20 protein-coding genes are annotated in these 22,705 nt (G+C 64.9%); 10 read left to right on the top strand and 10 right to left on the bottom strand.

The features are described from left to right. Positions 1-155: 155 nt before the first annotated feature. The 4 genes from AB7M16_RS30520 to cyoD are packed head-to-tail and all read left to right on the top strand — an operon-like array spanning position 156 to position 4,003. Positions 156-989: a cytochrome ubiquinol oxidase subunit II family protein gene (locus AB7M16_RS30520; RefSeq protein ID WP_212254721.1), complete on the top strand. Its 834-nt coding sequence runs from the start codon at positions 156-158 to the stop codon at positions 987-989. Beyond that, positions 979-2,979, top strand: a complete 2,001-nt coding sequence (gene cyoB, locus AB7M16_RS30525) for a cytochrome o ubiquinol oxidase subunit I (RefSeq protein WP_453947285.1) — start codon at positions 979-981, stop codon at positions 2,977-2,979. Before AB7M16_RS30520 ends, cyoB begins: the two co-directional genes overlap by 11 nt. Next, positions 2,979-3,620: a cytochrome (ubi)quinol oxidase subunit III gene (locus AB7M16_RS30530; RefSeq protein WP_212254723.1), complete on the top strand. Its 642-nt coding sequence runs from the start codon at positions 2,979-2,981 to the stop codon at positions 3,618-3,620. The genes cyoB and AB7M16_RS30530 overlap by 1 nt, the downstream gene beginning before the upstream one ends. Continuing rightward, positions 3,617-4,003: a cytochrome o ubiquinol oxidase subunit IV gene (cyoD, locus tag AB7M16_RS30535; RefSeq protein ID WP_172783873.1), complete on the top strand. Its 387-nt coding sequence runs from the start codon at positions 3,617-3,619 to the stop codon at positions 4,001-4,003. Before AB7M16_RS30530 ends, cyoD begins: the two co-directional genes overlap by 4 nt. 229 nt (positions 4,004-4,232) lie before the next feature. On the opposite strand, the gene AB7M16_RS30540 is transcribed toward cyoD, so the two are convergent. After that, a complete protein-coding gene (locus AB7M16_RS30540; RefSeq protein WP_212254724.1) occupies positions 4,233-5,021 on the bottom strand; it encodes a thermonuclease family protein in 789 nt (262 codons plus the stop codon). Between the two features lie 202 nt (positions 5,022-5,223). On the opposite strand from AB7M16_RS30540, the gene AB7M16_RS30545 reads away from it, so the two are divergent. The 3 genes from AB7M16_RS30545 to AB7M16_RS30555 all read left to right on the top strand — a co-directional run bounded on the left by AB7M16_RS30545 (position 5,224) and on the right by AB7M16_RS30555 (position 8,575). Then, positions 5,224-6,822, top strand: coding sequence for a GMC family oxidoreductase (locus tag AB7M16_RS30545; protein WP_453946182.1), 1,599 nt, complete (start codon positions 5,224-5,226; stop codon positions 6,820-6,822). 195 nt (positions 6,823-7,017) lie between these two features. Next, complete coding sequence (locus AB7M16_RS30550) at positions 7,018-7,464, top strand: hypothetical protein (RefSeq protein ID WP_453946184.1); 447 nt, start codon at positions 7,018-7,020, stop codon at positions 7,462-7,464. A gap of 91 nt (positions 7,465-7,555) precedes the next feature. Further along, entirely contained in the window at positions 7,556-8,575 is a 1,020-nt protein-coding gene (locus AB7M16_RS30555) for a S1C family serine protease (protein WP_172783877.1), read from the top strand. A 178-nt stretch (positions 8,576-8,753) separates the two neighbouring features. Here AB7M16_RS30555 and AB7M16_RS30560 read toward each other — a convergent pair whose 3' ends face one another. Next, on the bottom strand, positions 8,754-12,230 hold the full coding sequence (locus AB7M16_RS30560; protein WP_453946186.1) for an indolepyruvate ferredoxin oxidoreductase family protein: 3,477 nt from the start codon (positions 12,228-12,230) through the stop codon (positions 8,754-8,756). Between the two features lie 165 nt (positions 12,231-12,395). Here AB7M16_RS30560 and AB7M16_RS30565 point away from each other — a divergent pair, with 165 nt between their 5' ends. The 3 genes from AB7M16_RS30565 (at position 12,396) to AB7M16_RS30575 (ending at position 16,017) form a co-directional block, all read left to right on the top strand. Then, positions 12,396-13,337, top strand: a complete 942-nt coding sequence (locus AB7M16_RS30565) for a hypothetical protein (RefSeq protein ID WP_453946188.1) — start codon at positions 12,396-12,398, stop codon at positions 13,335-13,337. 317 nt (positions 13,338-13,654) lie between these two features. Beyond that, positions 13,655-14,353: an isochorismatase family protein gene (locus AB7M16_RS30570; protein WP_439363897.1), complete on the top strand. Its 699-nt coding sequence runs from the start codon at positions 13,655-13,657 to the stop codon at positions 14,351-14,353. Positions 14,354-14,364: 11 nt separating this feature from the next. Continuing rightward, positions 14,365-16,017: a regulator gene (locus tag AB7M16_RS30575; protein ID WP_453946190.1), complete on the top strand. Its 1,653-nt coding sequence runs from the start codon at positions 14,365-14,367 to the stop codon at positions 16,015-16,017. A gap of 57 nt (positions 16,018-16,074) precedes the next feature. Here AB7M16_RS30575 and AB7M16_RS30580 read toward each other — a convergent pair whose 3' ends face one another. The 8 genes from AB7M16_RS30580 to AB7M16_RS30615 form a co-directional block, all read right to left on the bottom strand. Next, on the bottom strand, positions 16,075-16,899 hold the full coding sequence (locus AB7M16_RS30580) for a carbohydrate ABC transporter permease (RefSeq protein WP_260382714.1): 825 nt from the start codon (positions 16,897-16,899) through the stop codon (positions 16,075-16,077). After that, on the bottom strand, positions 16,896-17,834 hold the full coding sequence (locus tag AB7M16_RS30585) for a carbohydrate ABC transporter permease (protein ID WP_453946193.1): 939 nt from the start codon (positions 17,832-17,834) through the stop codon (positions 16,896-16,898). The genes AB7M16_RS30580 and AB7M16_RS30585 overlap by 4 nt, the downstream gene beginning before the upstream one ends. After that, a complete protein-coding gene (locus AB7M16_RS30590) occupies positions 17,831-19,156 on the bottom strand; it encodes an ABC transporter substrate-binding protein (protein WP_212254732.1) in 1,326 nt (441 codons plus the stop codon). The genes AB7M16_RS30585 and AB7M16_RS30590 overlap by 4 nt, the downstream gene beginning before the upstream one ends. 79 nt (positions 19,157-19,235) lie before the next feature. After that, positions 19,236-20,015, bottom strand: coding sequence for a sulfur oxidation c-type cytochrome SoxA (gene soxA / locus AB7M16_RS30595; RefSeq protein ID WP_453946195.1), 780 nt, complete (start codon positions 20,013-20,015; stop codon positions 19,236-19,238). After that, complete coding sequence (gene soxZ, locus AB7M16_RS30600; RefSeq protein ID WP_212254734.1) at positions 20,012-20,329, bottom strand: thiosulfate oxidation carrier complex protein SoxZ; 318 nt, start codon at positions 20,327-20,329, stop codon at positions 20,012-20,014. The genes soxA and soxZ overlap by 4 nt, the downstream gene beginning before the upstream one ends. Beyond that, positions 20,329-20,796, bottom strand: a complete 468-nt coding sequence (locus AB7M16_RS30605) for a SoxY-related AACIE arm protein (RefSeq protein ID WP_453946197.1) — start codon at positions 20,794-20,796, stop codon at positions 20,329-20,331. Before AB7M16_RS30605 ends, soxZ begins: the two co-directional genes overlap by 1 nt. A gap of 4 nt (positions 20,797-20,800) precedes the next feature. After that, positions 20,801-21,217, bottom strand: a complete 417-nt coding sequence (gene soxX / locus AB7M16_RS30610) for a sulfur oxidation c-type cytochrome SoxX (protein ID WP_260382718.1) — start codon at positions 21,215-21,217, stop codon at positions 20,801-20,803. A 124-nt stretch (positions 21,218-21,341) separates the two neighbouring features. After that, on the bottom strand, positions 21,342-22,610 hold the full coding sequence (locus AB7M16_RS30615; RefSeq protein WP_453946199.1) for an FCSD flavin-binding domain-containing protein: 1,269 nt from the start codon (positions 22,608-22,610) through the stop codon (positions 21,342-21,344). Between the last annotated feature and the right edge of the window lie 95 nt (positions 22,611-22,705).

Consider the following 22,705-nt stretch of genomic DNA (forward strand, 5'->3'; position numbering starts at 1 on the left):
CATTGACATCACACGGAATTGCCTGTGGCGGCCGGCCCATCGCGCATGGCTGGCCGTTGCAGTCCCGGAACCGTTCCGACCTCGCAGCGTTTGTTGCGGAGCCTTTCCCGCGCTAGGCTCAGCCCCGGGGCTTCCCAACCACCAGTGGCTTGCCGATGAATCTGCTCGACCCACAAGGGCCCGTGGCTGCCGCCAACAGCACCATCCTGGTCGATTCCGTCTTCATCATGCTCGTGATCGTGGTGCCGACCATTTTCGCGATTCTGGCCTTTGCGTTCTGGTTTCGCGCCTCGAATCCGAGGGCGCGCTATCAGCCGGAGTTCGTCTATTCCGGCCGCGTCGAGATGGTGGTGTGGGCGATCCCGGCGCTCACCGTGATCCTGCTCGGCGGCGTCGCCTGGATCGGCTCGCACCAGCTCGATCCCGCAGCGCCCGTGCCCGGTACCGGCAGCCCGGTGCGGATCCAGGCCGTCTCGCTCGATTGGAAATGGCTCTTCATCTATCCGGACCAGCGCATCGCCACCGTCAACACGCTGACGGTGCCGACCGGCGCCGAGCTGAATTTCCAGCTGACATCGTCGAGCGTGATGAACACGTTCTTCATCCCGCAGCTCGGCAGCATGATCTACACCATGAACGGCATGGTGACGAAGCTGAACCTGCGCGCCGACAACGAAGGCAAGCTTCAGGGCCTGTCGGCACATTTCTCCGGCGACGGCTTCCCGGACATGATGTTCGACGTCCACGTGATCTCGCCGCTCGCCTTTCCGGACTGGGTGGCGAATACGGCGAAGACGGATGCGGTGCTGAACGAGGACAGCTACAAGAAGCTGATGCAGCAGGGTGTCGAGCGGGGCCGGCCGACCTACCGCCTCGAAGACCCGCGCCTGTTCGATCTGATCGCGACCCAGCACATTCCGCCCGGGCCCGGGCCGGAGCTCGCGTCCGAAGCAGGCCGGTCGCACAGTGGAGGCCATGATGCTCGGTAAGCTCGATTGGTCGGCCATCCCGTTCGACCAGCCGATTCCGCTCGTCGCCGGCGCGGTAGTGCTGGTCGCCATCCTCGGCGTGCTGGCTTGGGTCGTCGTGAAGGGACATCTGCCCTATCTCTGGCACGAATGGATCACCAGCGTCGATCACAAGCGCATCGGCATCATGTACATCCTGCTGGCATCGGTGATGCTGCTGCGCGGCGGCAGCGACGCCATCATGATGCGGATCCAGCAAGCGGTGGCCTATCAGTCGCAGGGCTATCTGCCGCCGGAGCACTACAATCAGATCTTCTCGGCGCATGGCACCATCATGATCTTCTTCGTTGCGATGCCGTTCGTGATCGGGCTGATGAACCTCGTCGTGCCGCTCCAACTCGGCGTGCGCGACGTCGCCTTCCCGACGCTCAATTCGGTCGGCTTCTGGCTGACGGCGACCGGCGCGCTGCTGGTCAATGTCTCGCTCGTGGTCGGCGAGTTCGCGCGCACCGGCTGGCTCGCCTTTCCGCCGCTATCGGAATTGTCCTACTCGCCCGGCGTCGGCGTCGATTATTATGCCTGGTCGCTGCAGATCTCCGGCGTCGGCACGCTGGTGGCCGGCATCAATCTCGTCACCACCGTGCTGAAGCTGCGTACCAGGGGCATGAACTACCTGCGCATGCCGATGTTCTGCTGGACCACGCTGGCCTCGAACCTCCTCATCGTCGCGGCGTTCCCGATCCTCACCGCGACGCTCGCGATGCTGCTGCTCGACCGCTATCTCGGCTTCCACTTCTTCACCAACGAGGCCGGCGGCAACGTCATGATGTTCATGAACCTGATCTGGGCCTGGGGCCATCCCGAGGTCTATATTTTGGTGCTGCCGGCCTTCGGCATCTTCTCCGAGGTGGTCTCGACCTTCTCCGGCAAGGCGCTGTTCGGCTACCGCTCCATGGTGCTTGCGACCATGGCGATCTGCGTCATCTCCTTCATGGTCTGGCTGCACCATTTCTTCACGATGGGGGCAGGGCCGAACGTCAACGCCATCTTCGGCATCGCCAGCATGATCATCGCGGTGCCGACCGGCGTGAAGATCTATAACTGGCTGTTCACGATGTATGGCGGCCGCATCCGCTTTGCGACACCGATGTTGTGGTCGGTCGGCTTCATGGTCACCTTCATCATCGGCGGATTGACGGGCGTCCTGGTCGCGGTGCCGCCGGCGGACTTCATGCTCCACAACAGCATGTTCCTGGTCGCGCATTTCCACAACGTCATCATCGGCGGCGTGCTGTTCGGCGCCTTCGCCGGCTTCGAATACTGGTTTCCGAAGGCGTTCGGTTTCCGCCTCGACGAGCGCTGGGGCAAGGCGGCGTTCTGGTTCACCTTCACGGGCTTCTACGTCACCTTCATGCCGCTCTATATCGTCGGCATGCTCGGCATGACCCGGCGCATGCAGCACTATGACGTCGCGGCCTGGCGGCCCTGGATGATCATCGCTGCACTCGGCATGGCCGTGCTGACGATGGGTGTGATCTGCCAGATCGTGCAGCTCGTGGTCAGCATCCGCAATCGCGAGGCGCTGCGCGACCGCACCGGCGATCCCTGGGACGGTCGCTCGCTGGAATGGGCGACCTCGTCGCCGCCGCCGGTGTTCAACTTCGCATTCAATCCAGATGTGCGTGGCGAGGATGCCTACTGGGAGATGAAGGCGCATGCCCGGCAGCAATCGTTCGAGCATGAAGAGCCCGAATATCAGGACATCGAGATGCCGCGCAATTCTCCTACCGGCTTCGTCTGCGCGTTCTTCGCCACCATCATGGGCTTCGCCCTGATCTGGCACATCTGGTGGATGGTGATCCTGGGGGGGATCGGCGCGTTCGCGACCTTCGTCGTGTTCGCCTGGCGCGACCATGACGAGTACGTCATTCCGGCCGCGGAGGTCGCCGCGATCGACCGCGTCAATATCGAGGAACGGCGCAGCCTCGTCAGCATGGCGGGAGCGGTCTGATGGCGATGAGCGCGACCGTCGGCCACGCCCATGCCGATCCCCATCACATCGGCGTGGTCATCGAGCATCCCGGGCCCGCGCCGAAGCGGATCGTGACCGCCTACGGCTTTTGGGTCTTCCTGCTCTCCGACATCGTGATGTTCTCCTGCTTCTTTGCGGCCTATGCGGTGCTGTCAGGCCAGACCGCCGGCGGCCCCAAGGGCGCGGAGATCTTCGAGCAGAGGAACGTCGCGATCGAGACGGTCTGCCTGCTGCTGTCGAGCTTCACCTGCGGCATGGCCAGCATCGCCGCCGACGTGCGCAACCGGTTCTGGTTCTATCTCGGCATGAGCGTGACCTGCGTGCTCGGCCTCATCTTCCTGGTGATCGAGTTCCGCGAATTCGCCGACCTTGTCGGCCGTGGCTACGGGCCGTCACGCAGTGCGTTCCTGACCGCGTTCTTCTCGCTGGTCGGATGCCACGGCCTGCACGTCTCCGCCGGCGTGCTCTGGCTGCTCACCATGATGGCCCAGGTCTTCGCGAAAGGCTTTCGCGCCGACGTGCTGCGGCGGATGATGTGCTTTGCGCTGTTCTGGCACGCACTCGACATCATCTGGGTCGGGGTGTTCTCCGTCGTCTACCTGCTTGGGGGTGCCCCATGAGCGATCAGACGCATATTCCGGCCGGGCGCGACCTCGCACCGGGCGAGGAAGAGCAGCATAGCGTCGGTGAGCGGATCCTGGGTTATGTCGTCGGTCTTGTTCTGGCGCTGTTGCTCACGGCGACGTCGTTCTTCATCGCCGGCACCGACCTGGTCTGGCAGCCTTCGATCCCCGTCGCGCTGATCGTGCTTGCGATCGCGCAGATGGGCGTGCACCTCGTATTCTTCCTGCACATCACCACCGGCCCCGACAACACCAACAACGTGCTGGCGCTCGCCTTCGGGCTGCTGGTGGTGTTCCTGGTGGTGGGCGGGACGGTCTGGATCATGGCGCATCTCAACGCCAATATGCCGCCGATGGACCAGATCATGCGGACGCAGTGACAGACCCCGCACGAATGCCGCACAAAAAAGAAGAGCCGCTTGTGGTGACAAGCGGCCCAAGTCTAGGGAGGAAACGCCCGAGCAAAGACAATCCGATGAGGATCGTCTGCCAAGGAAACGCTCGCGCAAAGCGCGTGCGCACTTTGATAAGTGCCGCAACTCCCGATGAAGTTCAATTCCGGATCAATACGGTCTCGGACTACCACTCACGCGTGCGTGAAGGAAATGTTCACTTCGGCCGACGGCAATTGTAGGCCTTCCGAAAGCCGGCGGCCTGGGCGTCGTCCTCGGAGCAGAACCAGCGGTCCGGCTTGGTGGTCGCCGGATAGCTCGGGCAGCCGCGCAGATGATAGATGCCGATATTGCCGGTGACGCGGGCGCGCACCGCGAGCTTGCCCTTGATGCTGCAGCTGGGCGGCATGGTCAGCTCCTCCGGAAACAGCACGGCGCGGATCTCCTTGTCGCGGTCGGGCCGGCAGGCGGCGCCCAGCAGTGCGCCGTCCTTCTTGCCGCTGCGGAAATCTTGCGGCGCAACAAAGCAGCCCTTCCAGATCCCGGCCGCCGCCGTCTTGGCCTCGTTGGCCGCCGGCTTCACGTTGGCCTTGATCGGCTCGCGGGCGAGGGCAAAGCCGAGCTTGATCAGCTGCTCGTTCAAGCTGGCCTTGTCGCCCTCGGCCGTGCAGATGGCGCGGTGGCGCTTGCCAAAACTCTTCTCGGGTCCGACATCGTCGCAGCGCACCGTCCGCTTGTTGATCAGCTTGGCCAGCTGATCGCGGGCCTCGATGCCGCAGGTCCAGGTATCGGCGTGATCGTCGATGCAGACCTGGTCCAGCTCCGGCGCGTCGACGCCGTCGAGCCGGTAGGTGACGTCTCCGACCTGGATGGAGTTGCCGTCACGGACCGTCGCGGCGCCGGTCAGCGCGGAAACCGGTCCGGACGAGGCCAGAAATCCGGACAAGGCGAGAAACGAAACGAGCGCAAAAGCGCGGGCGGCGGCAAAGAATTTCTGGAAGGACATACGGTCTCGCTATCGATGGCTCGTGCGCCCTGTTCCTAGCATCCGGATGTGGCGAGACCAATGGTCTGCGCCGCGCGAAGTGCGACATTCCCGCCCCGCAGCTTTACTCCGCCGTCGCTCTGCCCCTATCGTTTACCGGCCCTCGCGACGCGCGAAAGGCCGAATCGCCCGGTAAGCGGCGAGGGGGGAGGACAAGGTTGCGATGAAAGACCCCGTGGACGTCCTGATCATCGGCGCCGGCGCTTCGGGCGCGGCGGTGGCGTGGTCGCTGGCCGAGACCAAGATGCACATCCTCTGCCTGGAGCAGGGCGGCTGGATGAACCCGGCGGAATATCCCAGCACGGGCCGCGACTGGGAGGCCAAGTTCTACGGCGAATGGTCGTCGAGCCCGAATGTCCGTGGCCGGCCCGAGGACTATCCGATCAACGACGACAACTCTCCGATCAAGGTCGTGAACTACAACGCCGTCGGCGGCTCGACCGTGATGTACACCGCGCACTGGCCGCGGCTGCATCCCTCCGATTTCAAGGTGAAGACGCTGGACGGCGTCGCCGACGACTGGCCGATCGACTACGACGCGCTGACCCCGTTCTTCGAGGAGAACGACCGCATGATGGGCACGTCGGGGCTATCAGGCGATCCGCTTTCGCCGCTGACGCATCCGCCCATGCCGCAGCAGCCGATGGGCTTGTCCGGGGCCATCATCGCCAAGGCCATGAACAAGCTCGGCTGGCATTGGTGGCCGTCGGACACCACGGTCGCGACGATGGACTATGAGGGGCGGGCGCGCTGCATCAATCTCGGCCATTGCACGCCGGCCTGCGCGCAAGGCGCAAAATCCTCGACCGACATCACCTATTGGCCGCATGCGATCCGCGCCGGCGTCGAGCTACGCACCCATTGCCGGGTGCGCGAGATCACCACCGACGAGAACGGCATGGCCTCGGGCGTGGTCTATTATGACAAGGACGGCCTCGAGCAGTTTCAGCCTGCGCATGTCGTCATCATCGCCTGCAACGGCGTCGGCACGCCGCGGCTGCTGCTGAACTCGGCGTCCAGCCGCTTTCCGAACGGGCTTGCCAATTCTTCCGGCCTCGTCGGCAAGAACCTGATGTTCCATCCCTATGCGCAGATCTATGGCTATGTGAAGGAGACGACCGACTCTAACCGCGCGCCGCCGACCTGCCTGTGGAGCAAGCAATGGTATGACACCGACCTGTCGCGCGGCTTCGTGCGCGGCTACGGCGTCCAGTTCGTGCGCGGAGCCGGGCCGGTGTTCGAGGCCGTCGTTAGCGAGCAGAAGGGCATTTTGCCCTGGGGCGAGGATCATCACCGCGTCTTCCGCAAGCTCAACGGCCACCGGCTTGGTTTCTCCGCAATCTGCGAGGATCTGCCCGAGGAGCACAATCGCGTCACGCTCGATCCGGTGCTGAAGGACAGCCACGGCATACCCGCGCCGAAGATCGACTACACGATCAGCGAGAACAGCCGGAAGATGATGGAGCATGCGCTGGCGCGCGGCCGCGAGTTTCTCGAGACGGCCGGCGCGACCGACATCTGCGTCAACTCGCCGATCCCCTGGGGCGGCTGGCACCTGCTCGGCACCGCGCGCATGGGCACCGACCCCGAGCGCTCCGTCGTCAACGAATGGGGCCGCTCGCACGACGTGAAGAACCTCTTCATCGTCGACGGCAGCATCTTCGTCACCTCCGGCGGCGTGAACCCGACCTCCACCATCCAGGCCCTCGCGCTCTACATCGCCGACCAGATGAAGCAGCGCCTCGCCAATTTGTTTGATTGACCATGATGCGGATCCAAGCAAGCGGCGACCTCGGTGCACCTCTCCCGCTTGCGGGAGAGGTCGGCGCGGAGCGCCGGGTGAGGGCTGCCTCCTCTCGGGGAATCCCTCCGCGGAGACACCCTCTCCCCAACCCTCCCCCGCAAGCGGGGGAGGGAGCGCACTGTCATCGCCGCACGAGCTTTGAAAGAGCACGCCATGTCTGATCAACCCACCCTCACGCCGCGGCAACGCGACGATCTCCGCGCCATCGCCGCGATGATCATTCCTGCCAGCGAGGAGTACAAGGTGCCGGGCGCCGACGATCCAGCGATCCAGGCCGACATGCTGGCAACGCTCGGCCGCGACACCAAGTTGGTGGCGGCGGCACTGGATCATCTGGCGCGGCTCGCCGGAGCGCCGCTCGCCGAGCTTGATGCCGCCAGGCGCGATGCGGTGGCGCAGGAGTTTCGCGATAACGGCGTTGCCGCCGCAACCCTCGTCCGTGTCGTGCTGCAATGCTACTACCGCGACGACCGCGTGCTGGGCTCGCTTGGGATCGAGCTGCGCGCGCCATTCCCCAAGGGCCATGTGCTTCCGGACGGCGACTGGTCGCTGCTCGATCCGGTCAAGGCGAGGGGCGGCGCGCTGAGGCGGGCGCCCTAGCCATCTGGGCAGTCCGGCCCTGCGCTCCAGGCGGGCCACTTGCGCCGGCGGGAACAGGCCACCATTTGTGTGAGCCTCAAGGACCATTGCCATGTTGGATTTCACCTCAGATATCGCCGATGACGCACCGTCATCGCGAACGACGGCGGCCGCCCCGGTCGATGACCGGGCGCTGCTGGACGCCTATTCCAATGCCGTGATCGACGTCACCGACCGGGTCGGCCCTGCGGTCGTGCGGGTCGAGACCGGGCCGAAAGTGCCTGATAGACGCGAGCGCGGCGGGCTCGGCTCGGGCATCGTGATCTCGCCGGACGGACTCGTGCTCACCAACAGCCATGTGGTCGGCACCTCGAAGGAGATCCGGCTGCGCGACGTCGAGGGCCATGTTGGCGACGCCCAGGTGCTCGGCGTTGATCCCGACACCGATCTTGCGCTGCTGCGCGCCAACGGCGTGCGCGATCTGCCCTATGCCGCGCTCGGCAATTCCAAGACGTTGCGGCGTGGCCAGCTCGTGATCGCGATCGGCAATCCGCTCGGCTTCGAATCCACCGTGACGGCCGGCGTGGTCTCGGCGCTCGGGCGCTCGATCCGCTCGGTGAGCGGGCGCACCATCGAGGACGTGATCCAGACCGATGCCGCGCTCAATCCCGGCAATTCCGGCGGGCCGCTGGTGTCGTCGCATGCCGAGGTGATCGGCATCAACACGGCGATCATCAACGGCGCGCAGGGCATCTGCTTCGCGGTCGCCAGCAACACCGCGCAATTCGTGCTGTCGGAGATCATCCGCCACGGCTATGTCCGTCGCGCCTATATCGGTGTCGCCGGGCAGACCGCACCGGTGCCGCGGCGGCACGCGGTGCTGGCCGGCGTCGAGAACAAGATGGGCGCGCTGTTGATGCAGATCGAGCCGGACGGCCCGGCAGCCAAGGCAGGCCTGTTGCCCGGCGACGTCGTGATCAGGCTCGACGGCGTCGAGATCAACGGGGTCGACGACCTGATCCGCGTGCTCGACCGCGATCGGATCGGTCGCCGGCTCGCCATGGACGTGCTGCGGCTCGGCCGCCTGCGGACGATCGATATCGATCCCGTAGAGCGCAAGCCGGCGCGCTGAACTGTACTGAATCGCCCGGTCCAGCGATGATGCAGAAGGTGTGGCGAGCACGTGTCCACGATCTCGTCATTGCGAGCGAAGCGAAGCAATCCAGACTGTCTCCGCGGAAAGACTCTGGATTGCTTCGTCGCGAGGGCTCCTCGCAATGACGGTGGCGAGAGCTGTGCGCCTTTAACCGCTACTCCGCCGCCGCCGCAAAGCGGCTGTTCTCGAACTCCGCCTCGAGCCGCGCCGTCTCGGCGGCCGCCAGCCTGATACTGGCTTCCTTGACATGCCCGAAGCCGCGGATGGTCTCCGGCACGCGCGCGAGCCGCGCCAGCAGCGGGATCTGCTCCGCCCTCAGCCCGGCGATCCAACGATCTATCATGGCAAAATAGTCCTCGATCAGCTTCTGCTCCGTCCGTCTCTCCTCGGTGCGGCCGAACGGGTCGAACGCGCCGCCGCGCAGGAATTTGAGTTTTGCCAGCACGCGGAAGGCGTGGATCATCCAGCTGCCGAACTCCTGCTTCTGCAGATGTCCGGTCACCTTGTCGCGCTTGGCGAAGATCGGCGGTGCCAAATGATACTTCAGCGTGAAATCGCCGTCGAATTTCTCCGACACTTTCTTGGCGAAGCTGCCGTCGGTGTAGAGCCGGGCGACCTCGTATTCGTCCTTGTAGGACATCAGCTTGAACAGGTTCTTGGCAACCGCTTCGGTGAGCTCGGTTGACGCGGGCGAAACCGCGCTCTCCGCCTTGCGCACCTTGGCGAGGGCTGCAAGGTAGCGGTCGGCATAGGCCTTGTCCTGATAGGAGGTCAGGAATTCCGCGCGCGTCGCGATGATGTCGTCGAGCGATTTGGTCGGCGCGGACGCGCGAGCCTTGAACTGGAGCACGCTGCGCACGCGCGACATGTCATGGGCGGCGAGGCGGCCCCAGGTGAAGGCGAGCTTGTTCATCTCGATCGCGGCGCCGTTGATCTCGATGGCGCGGAGCAGGGCCTCCAGCGACAGCGGGATCGCGCCCTTCTGGAACGCGAAGCCGAGCATGAAGGGATTGGTCGCGATGGAATCGCCCATCAGCGCCGCGGCAATGCCTGTGGCGTCGATAATGTCGAGGTTGTTGTCGCCGATGGCGTCGCGCAGCACGGTCTGCATCGCGCCCATCTCGAAGTCGAGATCGGGGTTTTGCACGAAGCTCGCGGTCGGCTGCAGATCGGCGTTGATGTAGGCCTTGGTCTCGCCGCGCTCGGCCCGGCTCAGCGCCGTCGGGCCGGCCGAGACGATCATGTCGCAGCCGAGGATGACGTGGGCGCCGCCCGTGGTGATGCGGACCGCGGAAATGTCTTCCGGCCTCCGTGCGATGCGCACATGGCTCATCACCGCCCCGTTCTTTTGCGACAGGCCGGTGAAGTCGAGCGCCGAGCAGCCGCGGCCGTCGACATGGGCGGCCATGCCGAGGAGGGCACCGATGGTGATGACGCCGGTGCCGCCGATGCCGGTGACCAGGATGTTGTAGGGGCCGTCCAGCTCACGCGCCGGCGGCAGCGGCAGATCGGCGAACAGCTGGCCTGAATCCACAGCCGAGGTCTTCATCCGCTTCAGCGTGCCGCCATGGACGGTGACGAAGCTCGGGCAAAAGCCCTCGATGCAGGAAAAGTCCTTGTTGCAGTTCGACTGGTCGATCTGGCGCTTGCGGCCGAATTCGGTTTCCAGCGGCTGCACCGAGACGCAGTTGGAGGCCTGCGAGCAATCGCCGCAGCCTTCGCAAACCAGCTCGTTGATGAAGGCACGCTTGGCGGGATCGGGATAGAGCCCGCGCTTGCGGCGACGGCGCTTCTCGGCGGCGCAGGTCTGGTCGTAGATGATGACCGTGAGGCCCTTGATATCGCGCAGCTCGCGCTGCACGGCGTCGAGCTCGCGGCGGTGGTGGATGGTCGCGCCTTGCGGGAAGTAATTGCCTTGCGGATACTTGCTCGGATCGTCCGAGACGATCGCGAGCCGCTTGACGCCTTCGGCCCAGACCTGATGGGCGATCTGCGCGACGTTGAAGGCGCCTTCGGCCGGCTGGCCGCCGGTCATGGCGACGGCGTCGTTGTAGAGGATCTTGTAGGTGATGTTGATGCCGGCCGCGGAGGCGGCGCGCAGCGCCAGCAAGCCGGAATGCGTATAGGTGCCGTCGCCGAGATTCTGGAAGATGTGATTCTCGGTAGTGAAGGGCGATTGGCCGATCCAGTTCACGCCCTCGGCGCCCATATGCGAGATCAGATCGGTGCGGCGGGTCGGCATGCTCAGGGCCATGCCGTGGCAGCCGATGCCGGCCATGGCGCGGCTGCCCTCGGGCACGCGCGTCGAGGTGTTGTGCGGGCAGCCCGAGCAGAAGAACGGCGTGCGCGCGAGCTTGATCGGCGTGCTCGTCGTGACCGGATTGTCGAAGGCCTCGAGCCGGGCCAGGCGCTGCTCCAGCACCGGGCTGTGATGGCCGAGCTTGCGCAAGCGCGCCACCAGCGCGCCAGCGACGATGGTCGGCGTCAGCTCGCCCTCGCTCGGCAACAGCGGTGCGCCGCGCTCGTCGCGCTTGCCCGTCACGGTCGGGCGCTTCGACGCATCGACGTTGTAGAGGATGCGCATCAGCTGGTCTTCGATGAAGCCGCGCTTCTCCTCGACCACCAGCACGTCCTGCAGGCCCTCGGCGAAGCGCTTCGCGCCGCTTTCCTCCAGGGGCCAGGTCAGTGCGACCTTGTAGATGCGCAAGCCCAGGTCCTGCGCGTCCTTGTCGGTGATGCCCAGATCGGCGAGCGCCTGGCGCAGATCGAGATAGGCCTTGCCGGTCGCGACGATGCCGAGCCGTGCGGGCTTGGAATCGAGCACGATGCGGTCGAGCTGGTTGGCGCGGGCGAAGGCCTGCACCGCCGCCATCTTCGGCCCGAACAGTCGCTTCTCCGCCTCCAGCGGCGGATCGGGCCAGCGGATGTTGAGGCCGCCGGGCGGCATCTCGAAATCGTCGGGAAGCGCGATCCTGATGCGTTCCGGGTCGCTGTCGATCGAGGCCGAGCTCTCGACGGTCTCGCTGATCGCCTTGAAGCCGACCCAGCAGCCGGAGAAGCGCGACAGCGCAAAGCCGTAGAGGCCGAGGTCGAGATAGTCCTGGAGCGTTGCCGGGTTGATGACGGGGATCAGCGCCGCCGCGAACACCTGCTCGCTCTGATGCGCCAGCGTCGAGGACTGGCAGCCATGGTCGTCGCCGGCGAGCGCGAGCACGCCGCCATTGCGCGAGGTGCCGGCGGCATTGGCATGCTTGAGCGCATCCACCGAGCGGTCCACGCCCGGGCCCTTGCCGTACCAGATGCCGAACACGCCATCGACCTTGGCGCCGGGAAACAGGCCGACCTGCTGGCTGCCCCAGACGGCGGTGGCGGCGAGATCCTCGTTGAGGCCGGGCACGAAGGCGATGTCGTGCTGCTGGAGATGCGATTTCGCGCGCCACAGGGCGTGGTCGTACATGCCGAGCGGGGAACCGCGATAGCCCGAGATGAAGCCGCCGGTGTTGAGGCCCTGAAGCCGGTCGCGTTCGCGCTGCAACATGGGCAGGCGGACCAGGGCCTGCGTGCCGGACAGGAAGATCCGCTTCGATGCGAGCCGGTATTTGTCGTCCAGCTCGACCTGCAACAGCGTCATTTCGGGAGTCCTCGTCTCTTGGCTCGGCATGGGGTTTGCGCTGCGGGAGGGAGTGCGGCTGCGCGACGCGAATTGTGACAGTCAAAAGGATGGGTCAGCGAAGTCAATATCGCTGGCCGCATCCGTGGCGCTCCTGCTAGTCATGGCTTGCAAGCGGAGGAAAACATGACGGCGTTCGATACCGAGATCACTCAGACCGGAGGCGCCTTGGTCGGGCCGTGGCGCCGGCCGCGACAGATGCTGCAGGCGCAAACCTATGACGCGCATGCCTCGATTCATGACGACGCCACCGCGCAGAAGCTCGGCTTCAAGGGCGGGACGATCGAGGGCCCGACGCATTTCAGCCAATTTGCCCCGCTTTGCGAGCGGCAATGGGGGCAGGTCTGGTTCGAAAGAGGTTGCCTTTCTGCCCACTATCGCAGCGTCTGCTACGAGGGTGAAGAGGTGCAGGCGATCCTGATGGCTTCTTCGGGTGAGCAACCGGAGTGTCAAATTCAAATGGTCAAGCGGGACGGCACCGAGGTGCTGCGCGGCACGGCTTCCATCGTCGACAGCCCAACGGCTCTTGGTCTGCGTCTGCGCGAGCTCAAGCCGCTCGCCGACCCGGTGATCCTTCGCGACGTGCAAGTCGGTGTGACCGGCAAGCGGCAATCGGTGCGCATGGCGTTCGACCAGACCATGGGCGACCTCTATCCGTTCTCGCTTCGGCAGAAGCTCGCCGTCATCACCGAGAGCTCGCCGTACTATTCGGGCGCGGACAATCCGTGGGGCAAGCCGATCATTCCGATGGAGATGCTGAGCGTGCTGTTCCAGTACCGCTCCAAGGACGATCCGCTGCCGGCCAAGGGCCCGGCCGTCGGTCTGTTCGCCGACCAGGAGATCCGCCTGCTGAAGGGCCCACTCTTCGTCGACGAAGAATACGAAGTCGAGCGCGAAGTGGTCGCACTCTCGGGCAGCCGCCGCACCGAAAGCGCCTGGGTCAAGACGCGCGTGTTCGACAAGGCGGGCACGATGGTCGCAACCATGCTGCTCAACGCGGCAACGTTGAAGGACTCTTATGCGCCGTATGAGGAGGAGTATCGGCGGCTGTATGGGGCAGGGCGGTAGCCTCTGCTCATCATTCCGGCGCGCGCTTAGCGCGAACCCGGAATCCATTTCACCTCGCGTACCGCGGCCCGATGGATTCCGGGCTCGACGCTGACGCGTCGCCCCGGAATGACGGCGGAACGAGAGTCGTGGCCCGCTTATCCTTTAAGCAAATGCACGTCGCAAAGCCGTCGCACAGTGAATGAGCAGGCGCGGGCTCTTCCGATAACATTTTGATAGCGCAGAAAATTTCCCCGCGCGGTGCTCCGGACCGCAATTGTACACAATGGCACGGCGCTTGCAGAACTCCCGGCCAGGAGAGTTCTCGCGGGGCCGTCATGTTGAACTCAGCCAAGCCGACAAAGGGCGTCGTCAGCGCCGAGCCCGAGCCGATCACGCTCGACTGGCCCGCCACCGCGCTTCTCATCATCGACATGCAGCGGGATTTCATGGAGCCCGGCGGCTTCGGCGAGACGCTGGGCAACGACGTCAGCCAGCTCGCGCGCGCGGTGAAGCCGATCGGCGCAGTGCTGACGGCGGCGCGCGACAGCGGCATGTTGGTCATCCACACGCGCGAGGGCCATCTGCCCGATCTCTCCGACGCGCCGCCGGCGAAGGTCGAGCGCGGCGCGCCGAGCCTTCGCATCGGCGATCCCGGTCCGATGGGGCGCATCCTCATTCGCGGCGAGGCCGGCCACGACATCATTCCCGAGCTCTATCCGCTCGACAGCGAAATCGTGATCGACAAGCCCGGCAAGGGGGCATTCTACGCGACCGAGCTCGGCGAGGTCCTGGAGAAATACGGCATCGAGAATTTGCTCGTGTGCGGCGTCACCACGGAAGTGTGCGTCAACACCACGGTGCGCGAGGCCAATGACCGCGGCTATCGCTGCGTCGTCATTGCCGATGGCTGTGCGTCCTACTTCCCCGAGTTTCACGAGATGGGCCTGAAGATGATCAAGGCCCAGGGCGGCATCTTCGGCTGGGTCGCGGATTCAGCCGCAGTTTTGGAGGCGATGAAGATTTCGACCACATAGGGGGTACTATCATGAGCACATTGACGGGGACGGCCGGCAAGTCTGGATTCAAGCCGGCGCTATGGACATCGGGCGACTGGAACGCGTTTTTCGGCTTCGGCACCAACATCCTCGTCAACATGCTGGTGCTCACGGGCCTGTTGCGCTTCGTGCTGAAGATGCCCGATAGCCTCGTGTTCGGCCGCATCCTGCCCGCGCTGGGGCTGATGATGTGCCTGTCCACCTTCTATTACGCCTATCTCGCCTATCGCCTCGCCCAGAAGACCGGCCGCAACGACGTCTGCGCGCTGCCGTCGGGCGTCAGCGTGCCGCACATGTTCATCGTCACCTTCGTGATCATGCTGCCGATCACGCTCAAGACCGGCGATCCGCTCAAGGGCTGGTCGGCGGGTCTCGTCTGGGTGTTCTTCCAGAGCTTTATCCTGATGATCGGCGGCTTTATCGCGCCGTTCATCCGCAAGATCACGCCGCGCGCGGCGCTGCTCGGCACGCTCGCCGGCGTTTCCGTCACCTTCATCTCGATGCGGCCGGCGCTCGAGATGTACATGACGCCGCAGATCGGCCTCGTCTGCTTCGCCATCATCCTGCTGAGCTGGTTCGGCGGCGTGAAATACTGGCGCGGCATTCCCGCGGGCCTCGTCGCCATCGCGGCCGGCATGATCATCGCCTGGGGCTCGAACCTGTTCGGGCTCGGCCTCGGCGGCCTGAGCATCGCGGGTGTCGGCGCGGCCTTTGCCAATTTCGGCTTCTCGGTGCCAATCCCGGCGGTGGGCTACGTCTTCTCCGGCTTCGAGTTCCTCGGCATCATCCTGGTCACCGCCATTCCGTTCGGCATCTACGACCTCGTCGAGGCCATGGACAATGTCGAGAGCGCGGAAGCTGCCGGCGACGACTATCCGACCACGCGGGTGCTCACCGCCGACGGTGTCGTCAGCCTGATCGGCTGCCTGATGGGCAATCCCTTCATCAACGCCGTCTATATCGGCCATCCCGGATGGAAGGCGATGGGCGGCCGCATCGGCTATTCGGCGGCGACCGGCATCATGGTGGTGGTGCTGTCCTGGTTCGGCATCATCTCGGTGCTGCTGGCGCTGGTGCCCGTCGTCGCGATCTCGCCGATCCTGCTCTACATCGGCATGCTGATCGGCGCGCAGGCGTTCCAGACCACGCCGGTCAAGCATGCGCCCGCGATCGTGCTGGCGCTGACGCCGCATTTGGCCGCCTGGGCCAAGCTCCAGATCGACACCATGCTGGGCTCGACCATGATGGCCGCGGCATCGGTTGGCGGGCTCGCCGCCGACAAGGCGGACGCGGTCAAGGCGGCCGCGATTGCCGCGCTGCCGCAGCAGGGCGTGTTCTATCACGGCCTCGAGGTGATGGGCGGCGGCTCCATCCTCGGCGGCCTCATCTTAGGTGCGATCGGCGTCTTCATCATCGAGCGCGATTTCGAGAAGGCCTCGGCGTTCGCGCTCGTCGGTGCGGTGCTGACCTATTTCGGCTTCATGCACGGCGAGGCCGTCGGTATTGGCGGCGGCTTTGGCGTGACGCCGGCGGTCGCGCTGGCCTACGCCGTGGTGGCCGCCGGCCTGTTCGCCGCCAGCAAGCTCGGCGCCAGCGAGCACTACGCCGCGCATCCTGAGATGTCGGCAGCGCCGGCGGAATAAGGCGAAATCGCAACAAGAGCGGCCGGGCGACGAGGAGGCGTCCGGCCGCTTCATTTTTCATCCGCCCTTCACGGCCCCCGCAGTCAGCCCAGCCACGATCTGCCGCTGCGCCAGCACGGTGAGCAGCAGCACCGGGAAGGTCACGATCAGCGCGGCGGCGGCCAGCGGTCCCCAGCTCAGCTGGTCGAACGAGATCATGTTATAGACCGCAACCGGCAGGGTGCGGGTCTCGCGCCCGGCCAGCACGATGCCGAACACAAAGTTGTTCCAGGAGAAGATCACGGCGAGGATGAAGGCGACCGCGATGCCGGGCTTGGCAATCGGCAGCGCAACGTGGCGGAAGACCTGCCAGCGGCCGGCGCCATCGATCAGGGCGGCTTCCTCCAGCTCCATCGGAGTCGTCTCGAAATAGCCGATCATGATCCAGATCACGATCGGCACGGTGACGACGAGATGGATGATGATCTGCGGCACCAGCGTGCCGAGCAGGCCGAGCCATTGGAACAGCAGGAACAGCGGGATCAAATAGGACAGGCCCGGCGTGATGCGGGCAATCAGGATCACGATCGCGGATTTGTGCGCGGCCATGCGGGCGATGCCGTAGCCGGCGGGGACGCCGACCATGAGCGCCAGCACCGTCGCGCTGCCGGTGACGATCAGACTGTTGATGAAATAGGTCAGGAAGCGGTTGGAGGCGAGCACGTCGGCATAGTTCTTCCAGGCGATGCGATCCGGAAAGAACACCGGCGGGTAGGCTGCATTGTCGACCTCGAACTTGAGCGACAGCGAGAGCATCCAGAGGAAGAACAGGATCGCCGGTGAGACGATGACGAGCACGGACAGCCACAGGCCGATTTTGCCGATGATCTGACGAGGTGTCATGCGCCGCTCGCGATCTCGGTCCACAGCATGCGCTGGCGGGCGTAGAGCATCACCGCCGCAAGCAGGACGATCAGCAGGAAGAACACGACCGCGATGGCCGAGCCGTAGCCGAGGTCGTAATAGGTGAAGGCGACGCTGTAGAGATAGATGTTGATCGTCTCCGATGCCGAACCCGGTCCGCCTTGCGTGATCGCGAAGATGATGTCGAAGCTCTTCACCGCGTCGATCATGCGGATCATGCCCGCGATGAACAGGAACGGCATGATCAGCGGCAGCGTGATGAAGCGGAACACCTGCCAGAAGCTGGCGCCGTCGATCTGCGCGCTCTCATAGGGCTCGGTCGGGATCGCGGCGAGGCCGCCGAGCACGATCAGCATCACCAGAGGCGTCCACTGCCAGGTCTCGACCAGCACCAGCGAGGGAATGACGGTCGCGGGATGAAACACCCAGAGCTGCGCCGGGAATCCGACCAGCGACAGCAGGTAATTGAGCACACCGAGCTGCGGGTGGAACATCATGGTCCAGACCAGCGCGATCGCCACCGGCGTCGCCATCATCGGCATGATGAAGACGCCGCGCAGAAACCCGCGGCCGGCGAAGTTCTGGTGAAACACCACGGCAGAGAGTGTGCCGAGGATCAGCGGCAGCACCACCGACAGCACGGTGTACACAAGCGTGTGGCCGACCGCCTCGAGAAAGCGCGGATCGCTCGTCAGCCGCAGATAGTTGGAGAACCCGACAAAGGTGGTGGGCGAGCCGACCTTCCATTCGTTCAGGCTCATCCAGATGGTGAAGACCCACGGGAAGATGATGATGGCGAGCACGACGACCAGCGCCGGCACCACGAACGGCCAGTAGGATGGCGGCCGCAGCTCCTTCTCCGGCGCGGCCTCGGTCGAAGCCGCGGCCGGAGTCGATTGTGTCAACGCACTCACGCCTTTTCGCTACGCTCCAGGATCGGCCGATATTGTTCGTGCGCCTTCTTCAACTCGGTTGCGGGATCGGCGCCTGACAATGTCGAGGTGAGCGCCGCGCCGACGAGATCGCGGAACTCGGCGACCGGAATCACGACGGGCAGGCCGAGCTTGCTGATCTTGGCGGAATCGATCACCGATTGCAGCCACTCCTTGGGCATCTTCACGCCGCTCTGGATCTCGGGATCGTTCAGGATCGAGTTGCGGAACGGCACGCCGCCGCCGGCCTGCAGCAGCCGCGCACCCTGCTTCTTCGAGACCACCCATTGGCAGAGCAGATAGGCGGCTTCCTTGTTCTTGCTGGCCGCGGCAATGCCGATGCCGTCGCCGTAAGTGGCCGAATACTGCCCCTTCGGTCCGGCCGGCACGACGGTGTAACCGACCTTGCCGACGACGCGCGAGGCGGCGGGATCCTCCAGCGGCGGCGCCCAGCCGACGCCGTCGATCCACATCGCCGAACGTCCCTGCGTGAAGGAAGCCATCGACTCCATCCAGTTGAAGCCGGCGACGCCGGGCGGGGCGACCTTGGTCAGCAGTGTCTGATAGAGCTTTGTGGCCGCAACCGCTTCCGGGCCGTCGGTCTGGATGTTGCCCTTGGCGTCGAGGAATTCGCCGCCATAGTTGAGGAAGAAATTGGTCCACAACGTCATGTTGGCGTTGCGCAGGCCGCGCCCGACGAAGCCGTAGGTGCCGTCCTTGGCGTCGGTGAGCTTTTCGGCGGCCGCGACCATCTCGTCGAAGGTCTTGGGGACCGCGACGCCCTTCTTCTCGAACAGCTCCTTGTTGTAGTAGAGGATGAAATAGTCGACCGACCAGGGCAGCGACAGCATCTGGCCCTTGTCGTTCTTGGCGTATTGCAGGCCCGCGGCCGAGAAATCGCTTTCGACCAGATCCGGTGCGGTCAGCGTCGGGTCCTTCATGAACGGCGTCATGTCGGCGAGCCAGCCGGCTTTCTCGAACTGCCGCTTCTGCACGTGATAGCTGAGGTGCACCACGTCGAAGCTCGGCCGTCCCGAGGTGAGCTCGATCACGACCTTCTGGCGCTGCTGTTGCTCGGGGATCTGCTCGGACTCGACCTGGATGCCGGTGAGCTCGGTGAACTCCTTGATGTTCTTTTGCAGGTTGTCGCCGCGCGGACCCTTGGCGAGGATCACCTCCAGCTTGGTCCCGGCGTATTTCTTCCAGTTGACCTCGGCGCGGGCGGGCAGGCCGGTCAGGCTGAGCGCGCCGGCCGCGGCGGTGCCCTTGAGCAGGCTACGGCGCGAGATGTCGTAATTGGCCAATGTAGATCCTCCCTTTGATTCATATTCTTTGGGACGGATACTAGCGGCCGTACCACGCCTGCCTAGTCCTAATCTGCCATCAGGGACGTACGGCCGGCGTTTCCATCGGCAGGCCGCGCGCCCGCGACATCAGGTAGAGTTCGAGCGCGACCAGCTCGGGCGAGCCGTAATCATAGGCCTGGGCGCGGACCCCGCTCATGCAGCTGCGCAACCGACGCTCTACTGAGCCCAACGTCTGCCACTCCAGGCGGTAGAGCGGATAGCCGGTCGGCTGCGCTTGCGTGATCGGGGCGCCGGCGAGGCGCTTGTCGAAATTGTCGTCATGGCAATTGGTGCAGGCAAGGTTGAGCTGGCCTTCGCGCTGCACGAAGAGGTCGCGGCCCTGCTCGACGAATGGCTTTGCTTGCGGATCATCGCCCGCCGTGATCGGAATGCCGCGTGACTGGTGGCCGACGAAGGCGGACAATGCGAGCAGGTCGCGGCTCTCGTAGGGCAGCGGCGTCGCCTGCTGGTGATTGACGCGGCAGAGATTGATCCGCTGATCGAGCGTGATTGGGCGCCCCAGCGCCTTGTCGAAGGCGGGGTAGCGCGCCGCGACGCCCTTCATGCTGCTGCGCGCATCGCCATGACAGTCCGCGCAGGCCTTGTCGGCGGTGCCGATCGTCTTCTTCCACAGCTGCTCGCCGTCGAGCACGAACAGCATGCCGGGATTGGCGGTGTCGTCATCCTGCATCGCGCGCGTGTCCGGACCCATGAACGAATAGCCGGAGCGGCGCGAATCCGACGGGATCTCTCCGGCGAGTAGGGCGGGGCCCGTGACGAGCAATATCGCCACCGCTATCGCGCGCCAGGAGCTCATTCGACCGTGATCGATGCCGATGCGGTGGACGAATAGCCGTTGTCGCCGATCCACTCGAACTCGAACTTGCCGCTCTCCTTGGCGACCGTAAAGAACGACAAATATGGGTTCGCCGCGATCGCCGGAAACAGGTCGGCGCGAAAGATCTCGGCGCCGTTGTAGCGGCAGACGAAGCTTGTGATGATGTCGCGCGGCACGAGCTTGCCGTCCGCGGTGTGGCGGAAGCCTGTTTCCATGATGTGCGAGGTCAGCGTGCGAATCTCGATGATCTCGCCGCGTTTGGCTCTCGAGGGAACGTTGATGAGAGCGGACATCAGTTCAGCTCCTCGGTGCATGCCGCCAGCGTCACGACGATTTCGGCGGCAACCTGCCAGAACGTGTCGTCTGACAGGCGCGCGATCGCGACGACCTTCTGGGTGTCGGCGAGCCGGATCCGGGTCGAGACCTGGGCTCGGCCGGAAGATGGGCCAAAATAGAAATTGCCAATGTTCGGCTGCGGGTTCTTTTCGTTGAAGACGTGGACGCTCTTGACGTAGTCGTCCGCCGTCATCGGGCTCATCACGCTGACCGTCATCGGCACCGTGTTGCCGTTCTCGACCAGCGGCGGAATGTCGAGCTTGACCCGGCCGCTGCGAAGCTGTGCTTCGCCGACGACGTTGCGGATCGCGGTGTTGAGCATCGCCGGCGTCGCTTGAATCGGGCGCAGCGTTACGATTGGAATCGTCCCCGCGATTGTCACGCCTCCGGCGAGGTTCAAGAATTGTCGTCGCGTGGTTGGCATGAAACTAGTCCCGAAGCGTTGCAAGAAAAGCCACGATGTCTTCGATCTCCGCAGCCGACAAGATTGGCTTCCCGGCAAAATTGCGTCCGACCCGAACGAGGCCGTCGTTACGATAATAGGACGGCATGATGGTCTCCGGATTGAAGCGGGAGGCATCGACCAGTCGGAGCCGCAACTGGCTCACGGACCACCGGTTCCCGGCACCGCCGAGATCAGGCGCGAGGTCGCCCTGGAACCGCGTTTCCGGGAATGGGCCGGAATGGCAGAGGATGCAGGTCGTCGTGCGTGCGAGCACCAGCGCGCGCCCGCGCGCGGCATCGCCGGGTGAGCCTGTGAGCGAGTCGGGAATGCCGTCGCCGACGATTGTGTAGGGCACGAGCTCTTCGGCTTGGGTCGGCAAGGCGAGGGCGAGGCTTGCCACGATGAGCGCGGCGATCGCAGCTACCGGATAGGATGGCTGAGGTCGCCGCGAGCTCCACTTACCTCTCCCGCTTGCGGGAGAGGTCGGCGCGCAGCGCCGGGTGAGGGCTCTTTCCATCATGGCCCTAGCCAAAGGTGTCCGCCGTGATGGTCTCAAACCAGCGCTCCGCTTCCGTGGCCTCGCGGGCGCGCAATTCGCGCGGTGCATCGACCGGGCTGGTGCCGCCCTCGACCTCGGCAAAGATGTCGCCGCGCGGCTGGTAGTGGCCGGCGAGCGAGAAGCCGTAGCCGGGCGCGACGACGTTGTAACAGACGCCGGTCAGGCGTGGCGTGTCCGGCGCGCGGCCGGCGAGGAGATTCACGATCGCGCTAGCGCAAGCCTTGCCTTGCGCGCTCGCAGCGGACGCCGATTTGGGAATGCCGCCGCCGAGGCAGGCATCGCCAACGACGTGGACGTTCGGAACGAGTTTTGACTCGAACGTGACGGGATCGATCGGGCACCAGCCGGTCGCGTCCGCAACGCCTGCGACGCCGGCGATGCGCCCCGCGCGCTGCGGCGGGATGACGTTGGCGACATCAGGGGTGTAGTTGCCGAATTCGGTGACGATGGTTCGCGTCGTCGGATCGACCGAGGTGACGCGGCCGCCTTGCGACAGTGCGACGCGCTCGATCATGTCGCCATAGAGCTCCTTCCACGCCTTCTCGAACAGCCGCTGCTGCGAGAACGCGTCCTTGGCGTCGAGGATCAGAACTTTCGAGCGCGGCTTTCTCGACGTCAGGTAATGCGCGATCAGGCTCGCGCGCTCGTAAGGCGCTGGCGGGCACCGGGAAGGATTGGCCGGGATTGCAATGGCGACCGTGCCGCCGTCTTCCATCGCTTCCAATTGCCGGCGCAGCAAAAGCGTTTGCGCGCCGGCTTTCCAGGCGTGCGGCATCGTCTCCGACGCGGCCTCGTCGTAGCCGGGCAGGGCTTCGAGATGGAAGTCGATGCCGGGCGAGAGCACGAGGCGGTCATAGCCAAACGTGGTGCCATCGCCCGTCGTCACACCACGCGTTTGCGTGTCGATGCCCGCCGCAGCCTGGGTGACGATGCCGATGCCCCCGGCGGCAAGCTTGTCATAGCCGAACTGCTGCGCCTCGATCTCGCGCAGGCCCGCGATCACCTCGTTGCTGAAGGGGCAGGAGACGTAGGTCTTGTTCGGCTCGATCAGGGTGACCTGCAATTTTGCATCGGCGCGCTTGAGCGCGCGGACGCAAGCCGCGCCGCCAAAGCCGCCGCCGACCACGACGACGCGCCCCGCCGATTGCGCGCGCAGGATCGAAGGTGCGGCGAGCGATGTGGCCGCGACGGCGATGCCGAGAACGGCATTCCGCCGCGTCACCGGCGCATTCATGAGACCTGTCCGGAAAATGCTGCGGCGGCCGATATGGCCGCCGCGATTTGTCGTTTGAGCATGATCCTTTCGGAAAAACCGCTCCACACTTTTCC

Source organism: Bradyrhizobium sp. USDA 372 (assembly GCF_053629095.1).

What these genes read in the sequence shown, in the direction of transcription:
- cyoD (WP_172783873.1), top strand. Translation starts at nt 3,617, where the DNA reads ATGAGCGATCAGACGCATATTCCGGCCGGGCGCGACCTCGCACCGGGC.
- AB7M16_RS30560 (WP_453946186.1), bottom strand. Translation starts at nt 12,230, where the DNA reads ATGACGCTGTTGCAGGTCGAGCTGGACGACAAATACCGGCTCGCATCG.
- AB7M16_RS30540 (WP_212254724.1), bottom strand. Translation starts at nt 5,021, where the DNA reads ATGTCCTTCCAGAAATTCTTTGCCGCCGCCCGCGCTTTTGCGCTCGTT.
- AB7M16_RS30605 (WP_453946197.1), bottom strand. Translation starts at nt 20,796, where the DNA reads ATGCCAACCACGCGACGACAATTCTTGAACCTCGCCGGAGGCGTGACA.
- soxA (WP_453946195.1), bottom strand. Translation starts at nt 20,015, where the DNA reads ATGAGCTCCTGGCGCGCGATAGCGGTGGCGATATTGCTCGTCACGGGC.
- cyoB (WP_453947285.1), top strand. Translation starts at nt 979, where the DNA reads ATGCTCGGTAAGCTCGATTGGTCGGCCATCCCGTTCGACCAGCCGATT.
- AB7M16_RS30575 (WP_453946190.1), top strand. Translation starts at nt 14,365, where the DNA reads ATGAGCACATTGACGGGGACGGCCGGCAAGTCTGGATTCAAGCCGGCG.
- AB7M16_RS30550 (WP_453946184.1), top strand. Translation starts at nt 7,018, where the DNA reads ATGTCTGATCAACCCACCCTCACGCCGCGGCAACGCGACGATCTCCGC.
- AB7M16_RS30530 (WP_212254723.1), top strand. Translation starts at nt 2,979, where the DNA reads ATGGCGATGAGCGCGACCGTCGGCCACGCCCATGCCGATCCCCATCAC.
- AB7M16_RS30570 (WP_439363897.1), top strand. Translation starts at nt 13,655, where the DNA reads ATGTTGAACTCAGCCAAGCCGACAAAGGGCGTCGTCAGCGCCGAGCCC.
- AB7M16_RS30545 (WP_453946182.1), top strand. Translation starts at nt 5,224, where the DNA reads ATGAAAGACCCCGTGGACGTCCTGATCATCGGCGCCGGCGCTTCGGGC.
- AB7M16_RS30565 (WP_453946188.1), top strand. Translation starts at nt 12,396, where the DNA reads ATGACGGCGTTCGATACCGAGATCACTCAGACCGGAGGCGCCTTGGTC.
- soxZ (WP_212254734.1), bottom strand. Translation starts at nt 20,329, where the DNA reads ATGTCCGCTCTCATCAACGTTCCCTCGAGAGCCAAACGCGGCGAGATC.
- AB7M16_RS30520 (WP_212254721.1), top strand. Translation starts at nt 156, where the DNA reads ATGAATCTGCTCGACCCACAAGGGCCCGTGGCTGCCGCCAACAGCACC.
- AB7M16_RS30580 (WP_260382714.1), bottom strand. Translation starts at nt 16,899, where the DNA reads ATGACACCTCGTCAGATCATCGGCAAAATCGGCCTGTGGCTGTCCGTG.
- AB7M16_RS30615 (WP_453946199.1), bottom strand. Translation starts at nt 22,610, where the DNA reads ATGAATGCGCCGGTGACGCGGCGGAATGCCGTTCTCGGCATCGCCGTC.
- AB7M16_RS30555 (WP_172783877.1), top strand. Translation starts at nt 7,556, where the DNA reads ATGTTGGATTTCACCTCAGATATCGCCGATGACGCACCGTCATCGCGA.